The sequence below is a fragment of the Salmonella sp. 741265073_HBA genome (assembly GCF_046569105.1).
Lineage (GTDB): Bacteria > Pseudomonadota > Gammaproteobacteria > Enterobacterales > Enterobacteriaceae > Salmonella > Salmonella enterica.
The window spans coordinates 26,883-45,329 of sequence record NZ_JBKFRY010000021.1; the positions used below are offsets into that span (position 1 = coordinate 26,883).

Annotated in this window: 17 protein-coding genes; 16 read left to right on the forward strand and 1 reads right to left on the reverse strand. The window is 50.6% G+C overall.

Annotation, left to right across the window (positions count from 1 at the left end):
- The first annotated feature begins 100 nt into the window (after positions 1-100).
- The 13 genes from msrP (at position 101) to ACLD3P_RS20635 (ending at position 12,005) form a co-directional block, all read left to right on the forward strand.
- Positions 101-1,105 carry a protein-methionine-sulfoxide reductase catalytic subunit MsrP gene (gene msrP / locus ACLD3P_RS20575; protein WP_000723876.1) on the forward strand — a complete coding sequence of 335 codons (1,005 nt, stop codon included), beginning with the start codon at positions 101-103 and terminating at the stop codon, positions 1,103-1,105.
- Positions 1,106-1,705 carry a protein-methionine-sulfoxide reductase heme-binding subunit MsrQ gene (gene msrQ, locus ACLD3P_RS20580; protein ID WP_001240053.1) on the forward strand — a complete coding sequence of 200 codons (600 nt, stop codon included), beginning with the start codon at positions 1,106-1,108 and terminating at the stop codon, positions 1,703-1,705.
- 392 nt (positions 1,706-2,097) lie between these two features.
- Positions 2,098-2,568: an acetyl-CoA carboxylase biotin carboxyl carrier protein gene (gene accB, locus ACLD3P_RS20585; RefSeq protein WP_000354626.1), complete on the forward strand. Its 471-nt coding sequence runs from the start codon at positions 2,098-2,100 to the stop codon at positions 2,566-2,568.
- A 10-nt stretch (positions 2,569-2,578) separates the two neighbouring features.
- Complete coding sequence (gene accC, locus ACLD3P_RS20590; RefSeq protein ID WP_000884627.1) at positions 2,579-3,928, forward strand: acetyl-CoA carboxylase biotin carboxylase subunit; 1,350 nt, start codon at positions 2,579-2,581, stop codon at positions 3,926-3,928.
- Between the two features lie 108 nt (positions 3,929-4,036).
- On the forward strand, positions 4,037-4,279 hold the full coding sequence (locus ACLD3P_RS20595; protein WP_000340018.1) for a YhdT family protein: 243 nt from the start codon (positions 4,037-4,039) through the stop codon (positions 4,277-4,279).
- Positions 4,269-5,720, forward strand: a complete 1,452-nt coding sequence (panF, locus tag ACLD3P_RS20600; protein WP_001175686.1) for a sodium/pantothenate symporter — start codon at positions 4,269-4,271, stop codon at positions 5,718-5,720. Before ACLD3P_RS20595 ends, panF begins: the two co-directional genes overlap by 11 nt.
- 11 nt (positions 5,721-5,731) lie before the next feature.
- Positions 5,732-6,613 carry a 50S ribosomal protein L11 methyltransferase gene (prmA, locus tag ACLD3P_RS20605; RefSeq protein WP_001145849.1) on the forward strand — a complete coding sequence of 294 codons (882 nt, stop codon included), beginning with the start codon at positions 5,732-5,734 and terminating at the stop codon, positions 6,611-6,613.
- A 125-nt stretch (positions 6,614-6,738) separates the two neighbouring features.
- Entirely contained in the window at positions 6,739-7,008 is a 270-nt protein-coding gene (locus ACLD3P_RS20610) for a carbonic anhydrase family protein (RefSeq protein WP_253777090.1), read from the forward strand.
- Between the two features lie 266 nt (positions 7,009-7,274).
- Positions 7,275-8,240: a tRNA dihydrouridine synthase DusB gene (gene dusB, locus ACLD3P_RS20615; RefSeq protein ID WP_001219664.1), complete on the forward strand. Its 966-nt coding sequence runs from the start codon at positions 7,275-7,277 to the stop codon at positions 8,238-8,240.
- Between the two features lie 25 nt (positions 8,241-8,265).
- Positions 8,266-8,562, forward strand: coding sequence for a DNA-binding transcriptional regulator Fis (gene fis / locus ACLD3P_RS20620; RefSeq protein ID WP_000462905.1), 297 nt, complete (start codon positions 8,266-8,268; stop codon positions 8,560-8,562).
- A gap of 85 nt (positions 8,563-8,647) precedes the next feature.
- A complete protein-coding gene (gene yhdJ / locus ACLD3P_RS20625) occupies positions 8,648-9,532 on the forward strand; it encodes an adenine-specific DNA-methyltransferase (protein ID WP_000642611.1) in 885 nt (294 codons plus the stop codon).
- Positions 9,533-9,614: 82 nt separating this feature from the next.
- A complete protein-coding gene (locus tag ACLD3P_RS20630) occupies positions 9,615-9,779 on the forward strand; it encodes a DUF2556 family protein (protein WP_000620015.1) in 165 nt (54 codons plus the stop codon).
- Between the two features lie 150 nt (positions 9,780-9,929).
- Complete coding sequence (locus ACLD3P_RS20635) at positions 9,930-12,005, forward strand: putative bifunctional diguanylate cyclase/phosphodiesterase (RefSeq protein WP_131046578.1); 2,076 nt, start codon at positions 9,930-9,932, stop codon at positions 12,003-12,005.
- A 26-nt stretch (positions 12,006-12,031) separates the two neighbouring features.
- Here the strand turns inward: ACLD3P_RS20635 and envR are convergent, their stop codons facing one another.
- A complete protein-coding gene (gene envR / locus ACLD3P_RS20640) occupies positions 12,032-12,694 on the reverse strand; it encodes an acrEF/envCD operon transcriptional regulator (RefSeq protein WP_001085721.1) in 663 nt (220 codons plus the stop codon).
- A gap of 412 nt (positions 12,695-13,106) precedes the next feature.
- On the opposite strand from envR, the gene ACLD3P_RS20645 reads away from it, so the two are divergent.
- From ACLD3P_RS20645 to ACLD3P_RS20655, 3 genes are all read left to right on the forward strand, one after another.
- Complete coding sequence (locus ACLD3P_RS20645; RefSeq protein WP_000160383.1) at positions 13,107-14,264, forward strand: efflux RND transporter periplasmic adaptor subunit; 1,158 nt, start codon at positions 13,107-13,109, stop codon at positions 14,262-14,264.
- Positions 14,265-14,275: 11 nt separating this feature from the next.
- Positions 14,276-17,389, forward strand: a complete 3,114-nt coding sequence (locus ACLD3P_RS20650; RefSeq protein ID WP_001273290.1) for an efflux RND transporter permease subunit — start codon at positions 14,276-14,278, stop codon at positions 17,387-17,389.
- A 235-nt stretch (positions 17,390-17,624) separates the two neighbouring features.
- Positions 17,625-17,846: a membrane protein gene (locus tag ACLD3P_RS20655; RefSeq protein WP_000825645.1), complete on the forward strand. Its 222-nt coding sequence runs from the start codon at positions 17,625-17,627 to the stop codon at positions 17,844-17,846.
- The last annotated feature ends 601 nt before the right edge of the window (positions 17,847-18,447 follow it).

Genomic DNA, 18,447 nt, shown 5'->3' on the forward strand with positions numbered 1-18,447 from the left:
AAAAATTTACACTTAATTAACTATTTATTTTTACACATTGACACACTCCCTGTCATATTCACTACACGCCATGTTGTGGTGGGTAGACCGGGAGTCTGTGATGAAAAAGATACGTCCATTAACAGAAGCCGATGTGACTGCGGAATCGGCTTTTTTTATGCAGCGCCGACAGGTGCTAAAAGCATTAGGCATCAGCGCGGCCGCCTTATCCTTGCCCTCAACGGCGCAGGCCGATCTCTTCAGTTGGTTTAAAGGCAACGATCGTCCGAAAGCGCCTGCCGGTAAACCGCTTGAGTTTAGTCAGCCTGCCGCCTGGCGAAGCGATTTAGCGTTAACGCCGGAAGATAAGGTGACGGGCTACAACAATTTCTATGAGTTTGGCCTTGATAAAGCCGACCCGGCGGCCAATGCCGGAAGTCTGAAAACCGAACCGTGGACGTTGAAAATCAGCGGGGAAGTCGCGAAGCCATTTACGCTGGATTATGACGATTTAACACATCGTTTCCCATTAGAAGAGCGTATCTATCGAATGCGTTGCGTCGAAGCGTGGTCCATGGTCGTGCCGTGGATTGGTTTCCCTTTATATAAGCTACTCGCGCAGGCACAACCCACCAGCCACGCTAAATATGTGGCATTCGAAACGCTATACGCGCCGGATGATATGCCAGGACAGAAAGATCGCTTTATTGGCGGCGGACTGAAATACCCTTATGTCGAAGGGCTACGTCTGGACGAAGCCATGCATCCGCTGACTCTGATGACCGTTGGCGTCTATGGTAAGGCGTTACCCCCGCAAAACGGCGCGCCCATTCGACTCATCGTTCCATGGAAGTATGGTTTTAAAGGTATTAAATCTATTGTCAGCATTAAACTCACCCGCGAACGTCCGCCAACCACCTGGAATTTGTCGGCTCCCAACGAATATGGTTTTTACGCCAATGTGAACCCGCATGTGGATCATCCACGCTGGTCTCAGGCTACCGAACGCTTTATTGGTTCAGGCGGTATCCTTGATGTGCAAAGGCAACCGACGCTGCTGTTTAACGGCTACGCCAATGAAGTCGCTTCGCTGTATCGCGGTCTCAATTTGCGGGAGAATTTTTAAGTGCGTCTGACAGCAAAACAGATAACCTGGCTAAAAGTTTGTCTGCATCTTGCCGGTTTTTTGCCGCTTCTGTGGCTCTTTTGGGCGATAAATCACGGTGGACTCAGCGCAGACCCGGTAAAGGATATCCAACACTTTACCGGCAGAACCGCGCTCAAATTTTTGCTCGCCACCTTGCTGGTTTCACCGCTGGCGCGCTACGCTAAACAGCCATTATTGATACGCACACGCCGCCTGTTAGGATTATGGTGTTTCGTTTGGGCTACGCTGCATTTAACCAGCTATGCCTTACTGGAACTGGGGATACATAACCTGGCGTTGTTAGGAAGCGAGTTGATTTCACGCCCTTATTTGACGCTTGGGATCATTAGCTGGCTGGTGTTATTGGCGCTGACGTTGACCTCAACGCAATTTGCGCAGCGTAAATTGGGCAAACGCTGGCAAACATTGCATAACGTCGTCTATCTTGTCGCGATCCTGGCTCCCATACATTACCTGTGGTCGGTAAAGATTTTATCACCGCAACCGGTCATCTACGCGGCATTAGCGTTAGCCCTTTTAGCGTTGCGTTACCGGAAGTTTCGCCAGTGGTGGCGCTAGTTTGGTGAACTGTGCGGTCGATTGCAAAACGCAAAACAGGTAATGTCCTTTTTATGTTTCGGGTTGATTATCTTCCCTGATAAGACCAGTATTTAGCTGCCAATTGCGACGAAATAGTTATAATGTGCGACTTTACATTGCCCAACGGCGATTTTCGTTCGCAGAAAGGGTGACAATCGAGCAATGAAGGTATATTTTGTTTTTTGCCCGAAAATGGCAGAAGATAGCCACACAATGACTGGCAAATCATGAATTTCACCTTCGGGTGCTACGGCATAACAGGCAAATCAAAGATGCGCGGTATTTTACCCGCGGCAGTCATTCACATGCTTTACAGACGGCGCTAAAACGCCTGTCACAATCACACTAAACAAAGAGTACGGAACCCACTCATGGATATTCGTAAGATTAAAAAACTGATCGAGCTGGTTGAAGAATCAGGTATCTCCGAACTGGAAATTTCTGAAGGCGAAGAATCTGTTCGCATCAGCCGCACAACGGCAAACGCCGGTTTTCCGGTGATGCAGCAGGCTTATGCGGCGCCGATGATGCAGCAACCCGCTCTGTCTAACGCTGTCGCGCCAGCGGCTACTCCAGCAATGGAAGCGCCTGCCGCAGCGGAAATCAGTGGTCACATCGTACGCTCCCCAATGGTTGGTACTTTCTACCGCACCCCAAGCCCGGACGCGAAAGCGTTCATCGAAGTGGGCCAGAAAGTGAACGTGGGCGATACCCTGTGCATCGTTGAAGCCATGAAAATGATGAACCAGATCGAAGCAGACAAAGCAGGTACTGTGAAAGCGATTCTGGTCGAAAGTGGTCAACCGGTAGAATTTGACGAGCCACTGGTCGTCATCGAGTAACGAGGCGAACATGTTGGATAAAATTGTCATCGCCAACCGCGGCGAGATCGCACTACGTATTCTTCGAGCCTGTAAAGAACTCGGCATCAAGACCGTCGCTGTGCACTCAAGCGCGGATCGCGATTTAAAACACGTATTGCTGGCGGATGAGACGGTCTGTATTGGCCCGGCACCGTCCGTAAAAAGTTATCTGAACATCCCGGCTATCATTAGCGCCGCTGAAATCACCGGCGCGGTGGCAATCCACCCGGGTTACGGCTTCCTTTCTGAGAACGCCAATTTTGCCGAGCAGGTTGAACGCTCCGGCTTTATCTTTATCGGCCCGAAAGCGGACACCATCCGCCTGATGGGCGATAAAGTGTCCGCGATTACCGCGATGAAAAAAGCGGGCGTGCCGACCGTACCAGGATCTGACGGCCCGCTGGGCGACGATATGAATGCGAACCGCGCTCATGCCAAACGTATTGGCTATCCGGTGATCATCAAAGCGTCCGGCGGCGGCGGCGGCCGCGGTATGCGCGTGGTTCGTAGCGATGCTGAACTGGCGCAGTCCATCTCCATGACCAAAGCGGAAGCGAAAGCGGCTTTCAGCAACGACATGGTATACATGGAAAAATACCTGGAAAATCCACGCCACATCGAAATTCAGGTGCTGGCGGACGGCCAGGGCAACGCTATCTATCTGGCGGAACGCGACTGTTCCATGCAGCGTCGCCACCAGAAAGTGGTTGAAGAGGCCCCGGCGCCAGGCATTACGCCGGAACTGCGTCGCTATATCGGCGAACGCTGCGCGAAAGCGTGCGTAGACATCGGCTATCGCGGCGCAGGGACGTTCGAATTCCTGTTCGAAAACGGCGAGTTCTATTTCATCGAAATGAACACCCGTATTCAGGTTGAACACCCGGTGACTGAAATGATTACCGGCGTCGATTTGATCAAAGAGCAGTTGCGCATCGCGGCGGGTCAGCCGCTGTCGATCACACAGGACGAAGTTGTCGTTCGAGGCCATGCGGTAGAATGCCGTATCAATGCCGAAGATCCGAACACCTTCCTGCCAAGCCCTGGCAAAATCACGCGCTTCCATGCGCCTGGCGGCTTTGGCGTTCGCTGGGAATCCCATATCTACGCGGGCTACACGGTGCCGCCGTACTATGATTCCATGATCGGCAAACTCATCTGCTACGGTGAAAACCGCGACGTGGCGATTGCCCGTATGAAAAATGCCCTGCAGGAACTGATTATCGATGGTATCAAAACCAATATCGATCTGCAGACCCGCATCATGAATGACGAGCACTTCCAGCACGGTGGAACCAACATCCACTATCTGGAGAAAAAACTCGGTCTTCAGGAAAAGTAATCGCACGTTAATCTCAAAAGGCCGGTGAATCCGGCCTTTTTTATTTCTGGGGATAGCGATGCCCCATCATGTACAATTCCCGCTTTCTTCACCCATAAGGGACAAAAAATGGACGCTCGTTTTGTTCAGGCCCATAAAGAGGCGCGCTGGGCGCTGTGGCTGACCCTTTGCTATCTGGCGGCATGGTTAGTGGCTGCTTACTTACCTGGAGACTCGCCGGGAATTACCGGTCTGCCGCACTGGTTCGAGATGGCCTGCTTATTGACGCCGCTGGTCTTTATTTTGCTGTGCTGGGCGATGGTGAAATTCATTTATCGCGATATTTCGCTGGAGGATGACGATGCAGCTTGAGGTCATTCTACCGCTGGTAGCCTATCTGATCGTGGTCTTCGGGGTCTCGATTTACGCTATGCGCAAGCGTACCGCCGGCACCTTTTTAAACGAATATTTTCTTGGCAGCCGTTCGATGGGCGGGATCGTGCTCGCGATGACGCTTACCGCCACCTATATTAGCGCCAGCTCATTTATCGGCGGTCCCGGCGCGGCTTATAAATACGGTTTGGGCTGGGTCTTGCTGGCGATGATCCAGCTTCCCGCCGTCTGGCTTTCACTGGGTATTCTGGGTAAAAAATTCGCTATCCTGGCGCGTCGCTATAATGCCGTCACGCTTAACGATATGCTATTCGCGCGTTACCAAAGCCGCCTGCTGGTGTGGTTGGCAAGCCTGAGTTTATTGGTCGCGTTTATTGGCGCAATGACCGTACAATTTATCGGCGGCGCGCGACTGCTGGAAACCGCGGCGGGGATTCCCTACGAAACCGGCCTGCTAATATTTGGCGTCAGTATCGCACTCTATACGGCGTTTGGCGGCTTTCGCGCGAGCGTACTTAACGATACGCTACAGGGCCTGGTGATGCTGGTCGGCACGATAGTGCTGCTGGTGGGCGTGGTGCATGCGGCGGGCGGTCTAAGTCAGGCCGTTGACACGCTGCACGCTCTCGACCCCAAACTGGTAACGCCGCAGGGCGCCGATGACATACTTTCTCCTGCCTTTATGACCTCTTTTTGGGTACTGGTCTGTTTTGGCGTGATTGGTCTGCCGCATACGGCGGTGCGCTGCATCTCCTATAAAGACAGTAAAGCGGTACACCGGGGCATTATTATCGGTACGATTGTCGTGGCGATTTTAATGTTCGGGATGCACCTTGCCGGCGCGCTGGGTCGCGCGGTGCTTCCGGATCTGACGGTGCCGGATCTGGTGATCCCAACGCTAATGGTGAAAGTTTTGCCGCCGTTTGCCGCCGGGATCTTCCTCGCTGCGCCAATGGCGGCGATCATGTCGACAATTAACGCCCAACTGCTGCAAAGTTCCGCGACGATCATTAAAGATCTCTATCTCAACCTGCGCCCCGATCAGATGCAAAATGAGATCCGGCTGAAGCGTATGTCGGCAGTGATTACATTACTGCTAGGCGCGCTGTTGCTGCTGGCCGCATGGAAACCGCCAGAGATGATCATTTGGCTCAACCTGCTGGCGTTTGGCGGCCTGGAAGCGGTGTTCTTATGGCCGCTGGTATTGGGCCTTTACTGGGAGCGGGCAAACGCGGCAGGCGCGTTAAGCGCCATGATCGTGGGCGGCGTGCTATATGCCCTGCTTGCCACATTTAATATTCAGTACCTGGGCTTTCATCCGATTGTGCCCGCGTTACTGTTAAGTTTATTGGCTTTTCTGATCGGAAACCGATTCGGCTCTTCCGCTTCGCAAGCCACCGTATTGTCTACTGATAAATAAAGAGTTTTGCCATGCCATGGATCCAATTGAAACTGAATACCACCGGCGCGAATGCTGAAGAGCTGAGTGATGCGCTGATGGAAGCGGGCGCCGTTTCCATTACCTTTCAGGATACGCACGATACGCCGGTTTTTGAGCCGTTGCCGGGCGAAACCCGTCTGTGGGGCGATACCGATGTGATCGGTCTGTTCGACGCCGAAACCGACATGAAAGACGTTGTCGCGATTCTGGAGCAACATCCGCTGCTGGGTGCCGGATTTGCCCATAAAATCGAACAACTGGAAGATAAAGACTGGGAACGCGAATGGATGGATAATTTCCATCCGATGCGTTTTGGCGAGCGTCTGTGGATTTGTCCCAGCTGGCGTGACATTCCGGACGAGAATGCCGTCAACGTGATGCTCGACCCGGGACTGGCGTTCGGTACGGGTACGCACCCCACCACCTCTTTATGTCTGCAATGGCTGGACGGGCTCGATCTCAACGGCAAAACCGTGATCGACTTTGGCTGCGGTTCAGGCATTCTGGCGATTGCCGCGCTGAAGCTGGGAGCAGCAAAGGCGATTGGTATTGATATCGATCCGCAAGCTATTCAGGCCAGTCGCGATAATGCCGAACGCAACGGCGTGTCTGACCGGCTGGAGCTGTACCTGCCGAAAGACCAGCCAGAAGCCATGAAAGCCGACGTGGTCGTCGCTAACATCCTGGCAGGCCCATTACGCGAACTGGCCCCGTTAATCAGCGTACTGCCCGTTGAGGGCGGTCTGCTGGGGCTTTCAGGTATTCTAGCCAGCCAGGCGGAAAGCGTCTGCGATGCTTACGCCGAGCTTTTCACTCTCGACCCGGTCGTCGAAAAAGAAGAGTGGTGCCGCATTACTGGCCGTAAAAAATAATTCTTGTCAGCGTGGTCGCCCGGCCACGCTTTTCTCCACACAGCTGCCTTAACGCCTTTCTGTCACCGAGACATCATTAAATTCATCAAATAAATGCCTGAAATGACTTCTTTGTCACTATCCATCTGGATAATCAGCAGCTACCAACGGACAAAAGGTACTGGCGTTTTAACGGGTCGCAGCCATCGCCCTCGTGCTTAGTAAATGCTGTCCGGGTTGTTCTGCAGCATCCGCTAACGCGCTCTTCAGCACAGCTGGAAAAATTTATGCGTGCCATTCATGAACACAAAAGCGCATCTGTGCGCCCCCTTCCGACTGACAATGGAGAAAAATCACGCGCAGCGGGAAGTGATCTTGTCCTGAAACGAGACGGCGATCCCATTCATTTGGGGTAATTAGCTTATAAAAAAAGCAGATTATTCCGCTTATCTTGTTTCTGGACGAAGAAATAGAGAGAAGTTACGGGAATTTGTAAGCGCGTACAAAACCGCCGACAATAAATAACTCTATGATTTTACTGAATTATAAATTTATTTTGCTGTTTTTAAGCACGATTCATTGATCTACAACAGTGGATTGTTCAAAGTTTGGCCTTTCATCTCGTGCAAAAAATGCGTAATATACGCCGCCTTGCAGTCACAGTATGGTCATTTCTTAACTCATGCGCATCGGACAATATCAGCTCAGAAATCGCCTGATCGCAGCGCCCATGGCTGGCATTACTGACAGACCTTTCCGGACGCTGTGCTATGAGATGGGAGCAGGATTGACAGTATCCGAGATGATGTCTTCTAACCCGCAAGTGTGGGAAAGCGATAAATCTCGTTTACGGATGGTGCACGTTGATGAGCCAGGTATTCGCACGGTGCAAATTGCCGGTAGCGACCCTGTTGAGATGGCCGATGCCGCACGTATTAACGTGGAAAGCGGCGCCCAGATTATTGATATCAATATGGGGTGCCCGGCGAAGAAAGTGAATCGTAAGCTGGCAGGTTCAGCCCTCTTGCAGTACCCGGATTTAGTGAAGTCTATACTCATCGGGGTCGTAAACGCAGTGGACGTTCCTGTGACTCTCAAGATTCGCACCGGCTGGGCGCCGGAACACCGTAACTGCGTAGAGATTGCCCAACTGGCTGAAGATTGTGGTATTCAGGCTCTGACCATCCATGGCCGCACCCGCGCCTGTTTGTTCAACGGAGAAGCTGAATACGACAGTATTCGGGCAGTTAAGCAGAAAGTTTCCATTCCGATTATCGCGAATGGCGACATTACTAACCCGCATAAAGCCAGAGCTGTTCTCGACTATACAGGGGCGGATGCCCTGATGATAGGCCGCGCAGCTCAGGGAAGACCCTGGATCTTTCGGGAAATCCAGCATTATCTGGACACTGGGGAGCTGCTTCCGCCGCTGCCGCTGGCAGAGGTAAAGCGCTTGCTTTGCACGCATGTTCGGGAACTGCATGACTTTTACGGTCAGGCAAAAGGGTACCGAATCGCGCGTAAACACGTCTCCTGGTATCTCCAGGAGCACGCTCCAGACGACCAGTTTCGGCGCACATTCAACGCTATTGAGGACGCCAGCGAACAGCTGGAGGCGTTGGAGGCATACTTCGAAAATTTTGCGTAAACAGAAATAAAGAGCTGACAGAACTATGTTCGAACAACGCGTAAATTCTGACGTACTGACCGTTTCTACCGTTAACTCTCAGGATCAGGTAACCCAAAAACCCCTGCGTGACTCGGTTAAACAGGCACTGAAGAACTATTTTGCTCAACTGAATGGTCAGGACGTTAATGACCTGTATGAGCTGGTACTGGCTGAAGTAGAACAGCCCCTGTTGGACATGGTGATGCAATACACCCGTGGTAACCAGACCCGTGCTGCTCTGATGATGGGCATCAACCGTGGTACGCTGCGTAAAAAATTAAAAAAATACGGCATGAACTAATTTCGATTAGCTAACTGCTTGTTTAAAAAGGCGCTACTCGGCATGGGGAAGCGCCTTTTTTATACGCATCACATGGAATTTGGTCATGAAAGCGGAATGTGAACCTCAGTACTTTGGCGATGAATCGAAGAAGATTATTCACGGTGACGCGCTAACAGAACTTAAAAAACTGCCTTCTGAAAGCATTGACTTAATTTTTGCCGATCCGCCTTACAATATCGGAAAAGATTTCGACGGTATGGTGGAATCCTGGGACGAAGCGTCTTTTCTGGCCTGGCTGTATGAATGCATTGATGAATGCCACCGCGTACTGAAGAAACACGGCACCATGTACATCATGAATAGCACAGAAAATATGCCGTATATCGATCTCAAATGCCGAACGCTTTTTACCATCAAAAGCCGTATCGTCTGGTCCTATGATAGTTCCGGGGTGCAGGCGAAAAAATACTTTGGTTCTATGTATGAACCGATCCTGATGATGGTAAAAAACCCGAAAAGCTATACCTTTAACCGTGATGCGATTCTGGTCGAAACCACTACGGGCGCTAAGCGCGCGCTAATCGATTATCGAAAAAACCCGCCCCAACCATACAATCAGAAAAAAGTGCCGGGCAACGTCTGGTCATTTCCTCGCGTACGTTATCTGATGGATGAATATGAAAACCATCCTACGCAAAAGCCCAGCGCGCTGTTAAAACGGATCATACTGGCCTCTTCTAACCCGAGCGATACCGTATTGGACCCTTTCGCAGGCAGTTTCACCACAGGCGCTGTCGCAGCGGCGTCAGGTCGTAAGTTTATCGGTATTGAACTCAATAATGAGTACGTAAAAATGGGGCTCAGAAGATTGAGCGTCACTTCGCATTATTCAGAAAATGAACTTGCAAAAGTCAAAAAGCGAAAAACACAAAACCTGTCCAAAAAGCAGCGAAATGTCGGGATAAACGCGCTATCTTCAGAGAAGTAAAAGCATTGTAAGTCCGCTTTTCAGCGTCAAAATTTCATGTATATTCCCAGCACGCATGGGCATGAATACACAGGATTTGACGATGATACGTAAGTATTGGTGGCTGGTTGTTTTTGCCGTCTCCGTTTTTCTTTTTGATGCGCTTTTGATGCAATGGATCGAATTGATGGCAACTGAACAGGATAAGTGCCGAAACATGGATTCGGTTAACCCTCTCAAATTGATCAATTGTACCGATCTGGAGTAGCGAACCGGGCGATTTAACCTATGATTATTTATCACCCGGATTTCTTTTATCCCTTATAAAAACAGGGAATTAAAACACGTTGAGGATAAAAGAAGGGGTGATACTGTCTCGTCCTGTTCTTTTCCTGCATAACCAATGAGCTAATGATACATGCCGGTTAGTGAGTACAACCACATCCTTGTGGCGGTTTCATTTGCTGTCGCTATTTTTGCGTCCTATACCGCATTAAATATGGCCGGACGCGTAGCCGGAAGCGCCCGATCAAACGCCAGAATATGGCTAATGGGCGGCGGCTTCGCGCTGGGCGTCGGTATTTGGGCGATGCATTTTGTCGGGATGCTGGCGATGGATCACGCGATGAACATGCGCTTCGATCCGTTCCTCACCGGCCTCTCCATGCTGATCGCGATCGGCTCCTCCCTGTTTGCGCTATGGCTGGTTAGCGCTGAAAAACTGCGCCTGCGCCGTTTACTACCGGGCGCGCTGGTGATGGGACTGGGCATCAGCGCAATGCATTATACCGGGATGGCGGCGCTGCAATTTGCTTCCATTATCGTCTGGAATAGCGCGTGGGTTGCCCTCTCTATCATTATCGCGCTACTGGCGTCCTGCGGCGCGCTGTGGCTCACGTTCCGCCTGCGTCATGAGGGAACAGATGTCGCCCTGAGGCGAGCAGGCGCCGCGGTATTAATGGGGATAGCTATCGCCGGCATGCATTACGCCGGCATGAAGGCCGCACACTTTCCCCAAAACTGGCCGATGGAGCATCGTGGCGTCGATAGCAACTGGCTGGCTGTTCTTGTCAGCGTGGTCGCGCTGACTATCCTGGGCATTACTCTGCTGGTTTCTTTATTTGACGCCCGGCTTCAGGCCCGTACCGCACTACTTGCCTCTTCGCTGGCGCAGGCGAACCAGGAACTGGCGCAGTTGGCGCTGCATGATACGCTCACCCGTTTACCAAACCGGGTACTTCTTGAGGATCGTCTGGAACAGGCCATCAGCAAAGCGAATCGGGAAGGCTCGTCTTTCGCGCTACTGTTTATGGATCTGGATGGCTTTAAAGCCGTTAATGACGCTTATGGTCATGATATCGGCGATCAGCTACTGGTAGCGGTCACGCATCGTCTGAACCAACCGCTGAGCGGGCAGTTTACCCTGGCGCGGATTGGCGGCGACGAATTTGTGCTGCTTGCAGAAGTCAGCGCGCCTGACGAAGCGGCTTCCCTTGCCAGCGCGCTGGTACATTCGATAGATGCGCCCTTTACGATAGATCCGTACGAACTGGTCGTCACCCTTAGCGTGGGAATAGCGCTCTATCCGCTGGACGGAAAAAACGAACGGGAACTGATGTTCAACGCCGATGCCGCAATGTACCACACGAAACATACGGGGCGTAACGGATACCATTTCTTTCAGCCATCTATGAATATGCTGGCGCAAACCCAACTTCAGCTAATGAATGACCTGTGGCTGGCGCTGGAAAGACAAGAACTCAAGCTAGTGTACCAGCCTAAGTTTCAGGCTCCTGCCGGCCCCATTGTAGGATTTGAGGCCCTGTTGCGCTGGTATCATCCAAAACAAGGCGTACTGAATCCTGACCAGTTTTTACCGCTGGCGGAAAAAACGGGTCTTATCGTCACTATCGGTAGCTGGGTGATAGACGAGGCGTGTCGACAGCTCCGCGAGTGGCACTTACAGGGATACGCCTTATGGTCAGTGGCGGTAAATCTGTCCGCCTTACAATTTGAGCAGCCCGGGCTTGTGGACACCATTACGCGGAGCCTGGCCCGACACAGTATCCGTCCCGATTTATTGATTCTGGAAATCACCGAAACCACGGCGATGAACAAGCCAGAGCAAAGCGTCGCTATACTCACCAGATTAACGGAAATGGGGGTTAAGGCCTCTATTGACGACTTTGGCACCGGCTATTCCAGCCTTCTCTATCTGAAACGTCTTCCGGCGTGCGAACTAAAAATTGATCGCGCTTTCGTACATGAACTCAGCGAGGCAAGCGACGGCGCGACCATTGTTGCGGCTATTGTCGCGCTGGCGAAAGCGTTAAATCTGCAAATTGTGGCAGAAGGGGTAGAAAATGAAACGCAGCAACAATTTTTGACCCAGTTAGGATGCCATACGCTTCAGGGGTTCCTGCTTGGCAAGCCGCGTACGGCAGAGGAAATTGCTCGCGATATTCGGGACCCTGCCAATATATTCACAAGGTAAATATATAATATCAACTCAAAATAATCTCAGGCTTCTTCAGCCTGTTGTTCATTTGGCATTAATTGCCTCACACTGCCATCCGGGCTTAGCATTTTTAATACATTATCGACTAATGCAGGCGCCTGCTTATAAAGATCATAACTTGTGGGATTCATTAACCAGTTCTTTACTATTCCGCTAAAACTACCATGCAGAATAATTAATATGACATCCAGATCAAGACTGCCTGAGATCAGCTTTTTATCCATACATCGCTGTAATACTTCAAGCAGCGACTGATGATGGAAACCAATCTTCTCCCGAATGGCCTGTTCCGATATCATACCATTATGGAATTCACATTTATGATATAAAATCTGCATTAATGCCTGCTGACGAGGCACTGCCGCAATATATTGTAAGGCTGCAATAAATTTCTCTCGTAGATCCTGTAAAGGATTATCATTCCAGCATCCCGTAAGCCTATCCTGAATAAGTTCGCGTAAAGGTGGTTGCTGTAACCAAACCTCATTAAACAACTGCGTTTTATTCTCAAAGTGCCAGTAGATGGCGCCCCGCGTGACATCAGCGGCATCAGCGATATCATTCAGCGTCGTGTTGGCAACGCCGCGCAAAGCGAACTGCGCAATAGCGGTTTCAATCAAGTGTTGCCGCGTTTTAAGCGCATCCGCCTTCGTTTTCTTCGCCATAATTAAGATATCCTGGACCATAAAAACGATAAATACGCTGATAAAATACTCAGCATAAAAAACAACTTTACCATGTCCTTTTTAGTCAGACGAGAGACAGCTATTTTTATTTCGCACAACACCGCTAAATCAATAATAAAAACAAATAAATTAATAAAACACATTCATATAAAATATATATTTCTAATCATGTTATTCAACATCATGATTTTACTAATCGGGACATTATGAAACGACAGGGAATAGTTCTTTTTTTTGCTTTTATGTGCCGTGAACCCCATCCCAAAATAAGTATTGCTTACATCACAAGCTAATAATTTGTAGGATACCCCACTGCTATTCTATTTTTCGCGCGTTAACGCCTTACCGTTATCCGGTGAATAACGAGCTTTCGGTTTTTTAAGGAACAGTAATGACGAAACATGCCAGGTTTTCACTCCTGCCCTCATTCATCATATTCTCTGCTGCGCTGCTGGCCGGTTGTAATGACCAGGGAGATACCCAGGCTCATGCCGGCGAGCCGCAAGTCACCGTCCATGTGGTCGAAACAGCGCCGCTAGCCGTAACGACCGAACTTCCCGGACGTACGTCCGCATTTCGCATTGCGGAGGTTCGCCCCCAGGTGAGCGGGATCGTGCTTAAAAGAAACTTCACCGAAGGTAGCGATGTAGAGGCCGGGCAGTCGCTTTATCAGATCGATCCTGCCACTTATCAGGCCGATTATGACAGCGCTAAAGGCGAACTTGCTAAAAGCGAAGCGGCTGCGGCTATCGCGCACCTGACGGTCAAACGCTATGTTCCACTGGTCGGCACAAAATATATCAGCCAACAGGAATATGATCAGGCGATTGCCGACGCCCGCCAGGCCGATGCCGCCGTTGTGGCGGCAAAAGCCGCTGTTGAAAGCGCGCGTATTAACCTTGCGTATACCAAAGTCACCTCGCCCATCAGCGGGCGTATAGGAAAATCTAATGTGACTGAAGGCGCGCTGGTGACTAATGGTCAGTCAACTGAACTGGCTACCGTGCAACAACTCGACCCGATTTATGTCGACGTGACGCAATCAAGCAACGACTTTATGCGACTCAAGCAATCCGTCGAACAAGGTAACCTGCATAAAGACAGCGCCAGTAGCACGGTTCAACTGGTAATGGAAAATGGTCAGGTCTACCCGATTAAAGGCACGCTGCAATTTTCCGACGTTACCGTAGATGAAAGCACCGGCTCTATCACGCTCAGGGCGGTTTTCCCTAACCCGCAACACAGTCTGCTTCCCGGTATGTTTGTGCGCGCCCGCATTGATGAAGGCGTCCAGCCCAATGCCATCCTTGTCCCCCAGCAGGGCGTAACCCGCACGCCGCGCGGCGACGCAATGGTGATGGTGGTTAACGATAAAAGCCAGGTCGAAGCCCGCAATGTCGTGGCGGCGCAGGCTATTGGCGATAAATGGCTCATCAGCGAAGGGTTAAAACCGGGCGATAAGGTCATCGTCAGCGGCTTACAAAAAGCGCGACCGGGCGTCCAGGTGAAAGCCACTACCGATGCTCCTGCAGCGAAAACGGCGCAATAAGGTAACCGTACATGGCAAACTTTTTTATTAGACGTCCTATTTTCGCCTGGGTTCTGGCCATTATCCTGATGATGGCTGGCGCACTGGCAATAATGCAACTTCCCGTTGCGCAGTATCCAACCATTGCGCCGCCAGCGGTTTCTATTTCTGCAACCTATCCTGGCGCGGATGCGCAGACGGTACAGGATACGGTTACTCAGGTTATCGAACAAAATATGAACGGTATCGATAACCTGATGTATATGTCCTCTACCAGCGACTCTGCTGGTAGCGTGACCATCACCCTGACCTTCCAGTCCGGAACCGATCCGGATATCGCGCAGGTTCAGGTGCAAAATAAATTGCAGCTCGCCACGCCTTTACTGCCGCAAGAAGTCCAGCAGCAGGGGATTAGCGTTGAAAAGTCCAGCAGCAGCTTTTTGATGGTCGCCGGGTTCGTCTCGGATAATCCGAACACTACCCAGGACGACATCTCTGACTATGTCGCCTCTAACATTAAGGATTCTATCAGCCGTCTGAATGGTGTGGGCGACGTTCAGCTATTTGGCGCACAGTACGCCATGCGTATCTGGCTGGATGCGAATCTGCTAAATAAATACCAGCTCACGCCAGTTGATGTCATCAACCAGTTAAAAGTACAGAACGACCAGATTGCGGCAGGCCAACTGGGCGGTACGCCAGCATTACCGGGCCAGCAGCTTAACGCCTCAATCATCGCCCAAACGCGTCTGAAAGATCCGCAAGAGTTCGGCAAAGTTACGTTGCGCGTCAATACCGACGGCTCTGTCGTCCATCTCAAAGATGTCGCGCGTATTGAGCTTGGCGGTGAAAACTATAACGTTGTAGCGCGCATTAACGGTAAACCGGCCTCCGGTCTCGGTATTAAACTGGCGACCGGCGCTAACGCGCTGGATACCGCAACCGCAATCAAAGCGAAACTGGCAGAACTGCAGCCTTTCTTCCCTCAGGGAATGAAGGTGGTTTATCCTTATGACACAACGCCCTTCGTAAAAATATCTATCCACGAAGTGGTAAAAACGCTGTTTGAAGCGATTATTCTGGTGTTCCTGGTAATGTATCTGTTTTTACAGAATATCCGGGCAACCCTGATTCCTACCATCGCTGTTCCTGTCGTGTTGCTAGGCACTTTTGCGGTACTCGCCGCCTTTGGCTATTCCATCAATACCCTGACGATGTTTGGTATGGTACTAGCGATAGGGCTGTTGGTTGACGATGCGATAGTGGTCGTAGAAAACGTTGAACGTGTAATGATGGAGGATAACCTTTCTCCCCGAGAGGCGACGGAAAAATCCATGTCGCAGATTCAGGGAGCGCTGGTTGGTATCGCGATGGTACTGTCTGCGGTATTTATCCCGATGGCCTTTTTTGGCGGCTCGACCGGGGCAATTTATCGCCAGTTCTCTATTACTATTGTTTCAGCAATGGCGCTATCCGTTCTGGTTGCGTTGATTCTGACGCCAGCGCTATGCGCTACGCTGCTTAAACCCGTATCTGCTGAACATCACGAGAAAAAAAGCGGCTTCTTTGGCTGGTTCAATACCAGGTTTGATCACAGCGTTAACCACTATACTAACAGCGTAAGCGGTATCGTGCGTAATACGGGTCGCTATCTCATTATCTATCTACTTATTGTAGTCGGAATGGCGGTTCTGTTTTTACGCCTCCCAACCTCCTTCCTGCCGGAAGAAGATCAGGGGGTTTTCCTGACTATGATTCAGCTCCCCTCTGGCGCTACGCAAGAACGTACGCAGAAAGTGCTGGATCAAGTTACTCATTACTACCTGAATAATGAAAAAGCGAACGTCGAAAGCGTGTTTACCGTAAACGGCTTTAGCTTTAGCGGTCAGGGACAAAACTCAGGGATGGCATTTGTCAGCCTTAAACCCTGGGAAGAGCGTAACGGTGAAGAAAACAGCGTCGAAGCCGTTATCGCCAGAGCGACACGCGCCTTTAGCCAGATTCGCGACGGGTTGGTGTTCCCATTCAACATGCCGGCAATTGTCGAGTTAGGTACCGCGACAGGTTTCGACTTTGAACTGATTGATCAGGGAGGACTCGGTCACGATGCGTTAACAAAAGCGCGTAATCAACTGCTGGGTATGGTCGCGAAGCATCCTGATCTATTAGTGCGCGTACGCCCGAACGGGCTGGAAGACACGCCACAGTTCAAGCTGGATGTCGATCAAGAAAAAGCGCAGGCGCTCGGTGTTTCGCTGTCTGATATCAACGAAACCATCTCCGCGGCGTTGGGCGGCTATTACGTTAACGACTTTATCGATCGCGGACGAGTGAAAAAAGTATACGTTCAGGCTGACGCTCAGTTCCGTATGCTGCCGGGAGATATCAACAATCTTTATGTACGCAGCGCCAATGGCGAGATGGTGCCCTTCTCTACCTTTAGCTCAGCACGGTGGATTTATGGTTCGCCACGCCTGGAACGCTATAACGGAATGCCGTCAATGGAACTGCTCGGTGAAGCAGCGCCCGGACGAAGCACCGGTGAAGCAATGTCGTTAATGGAAAACCTGGCTTCACAGCTGCCAAACGGTATTGGCTATGACTGGACAGGTATGTCGTATCAGGAACGGTTGTCAGGTAACCAGGCGCCGGCGCTGTACGCAATCTCACTCATTGTCGTTTTCCTCTGCCTTGCCGCTCTGTATGAAAGCTGGTCAATTCCGTTCTCGGTAATGCTGGTCGTACCGCTCGGTGTGGTTGGCGCTCTGCTTGCAGCGTCATTGCGCGGTCTGAACAATGACGTTTACTTCCAGGTTGGCTTGTTAACCACTATTGGCCTTTCTGCTAAAAACGCCATCCTGATTGTCGAGTTCGCCAAAGATCTCATGGAGAAAGAAGGACGTGGATTGATTGAAGCGACGCTGGAAGCATCCCGTATGCGTTTACGTCCTATTCTAATGACCTCGCTGGCCTTTATTCTCGGGGTAATGCCGTTAGTTATCAGTCGTGGCGCAGGTAGTGGGGCACAGAACGCAGTAGGCACAGGGGTTATGGGGGGAATGTTAACCGCAACCTTATTAGCTATCTTCTTCGTGCCAGTATTCTTCGTTGTTGTAAAACGCCGATTTAATCGCCATCATGATTAACCGGTACACAGAGGCGTCTTCGGACGCCTTTTTAAACGGTACGTCTTTATCTCCGCTATTCCCCTCTCCGCTTACCTCTGCATTCTCCATAGTTTTTACAATTCACATGAATTGAGATGATTCCTCATGTCGGCCATTTTTTCTGTGGTGGTAAAATAACTCTCGTTTTCGCAGCGGTTAGAGCCAGCATTTACGTTGCTGTACTTCGCGAAACGCTGATTAATGAGGTAACACCATGAAAAGACTAATTCCAGTTGCATTGCTTACCACCTTATTGGCAGGTTGTGCACATGATTCTCCCTGCGTACCGGTTTATGACGATCAAGGGAGACTGGTTCATACCAATACATGTATGAAAGGTACAACGCAGGATAACTGGGAGACAGCAGGCGCTATTGCTGGCGGCGCTGCGGCGGTAGCAGGGTTGACGATGGGTATCATTGCGCTTTCTAAATGATTCATGCAGGCGCGGCAATGCCGCGCTTTCAGTAATAATATAAAGGTCGTAAGGATACTCAGCGACGTAATCTATTCAGCCTATCCCCCGAAAGTTAACACGATAAAACGCTCTCTTTTCTTACTCGCCCATCCCGATGGTATTTATTCTATTCCTTGTCCGATGCAGACAAAATTGTAGCTTGATAGCATCGTAAGCCGCATTAAAAACAGGCTTTATACAGTAAGACTTAGAGCGTGGTCATTAGGCGTAATTATTACAGACAGTCTGGATATAAACCGGAGCATACACGTAATACATGAGGATTTTGAGCACTGTCCCAGGGCCAAACTGGCAAATAAAATAGCCTAATGGGCCAGATTCTTAGTCCTCAGCGAATATCTCTATTGCTTATTAGAGGCGTAAGTAAAAGCCGTTTGTACATCTACTTCAGCACGGTTCACATTCGATGGTTCAGGCGGATATATGGCGGGAAATCACGTTTACTAAAACGGTTTTTATCCACCCTACGAAGATGTTATATACCCAAAATAATTCAAGTTGCTTAAAGGCGGCAAGGGAGTGAGTCCCCAGGAGCATAGATAACTATGTGACTGGGGTG